Below are 394 nucleotides of genomic sequence, written 5' to 3'. Positions count from 1 at the left end.
GCTGCGGCTTGAGCGCTGGCCTTGTCCGTCAGGTCCTTCTGAATATTCAGGTCGCGCTGTGTGCTGCGGGCTTCTGCCAGCAATCGTTCGTTGTCGCGGTTCAGGCGCGTGATGTCTTCCTGGCGAATGCTCAGGCTCTGCTGTGCCTGCCGCAATTCCATCTGCAGCTGCTGCACCTGGCCTTCATGGCGTTGCTGCTCGTGCTCGCGCTGCTCCCGGATCGAATTGCGATAGTGCTCCAGCGCGTCGCGGGCGTGCTGATGCTTTTCTTCAAGGGAGCGGATCTGCTCATTCTTGTCTAGCAGGCGGGAATCCAGGTCCGAGTTGGCTTGAGTCAGTCGGGTGTTTTCGCTTCGCGCGGTCAGCAGGGTCTCCTGCAAGTCGAGCAGGGCAG

Annotated in this window: 1 pseudogene; it reads right to left on the bottom strand. The window is 60.9% G+C overall.

Annotation, left to right across the window (positions count from 1 at the left end):
- Positions 1–394 (bottom strand): annotated as a pseudogene (locus EE949_RS28945) (DNA-binding protein); the annotation flags it as partial.

The sequence above is a fragment of the Pseudomonas viridiflava genome (assembly GCF_900602065.1).
Classification (GTDB): domain Bacteria; phylum Pseudomonadota; class Gammaproteobacteria; order Pseudomonadales; family Pseudomonadaceae; genus Aquipseudomonas.
This window is presented reverse-complemented; position numbering and strand designations above follow the sequence as displayed.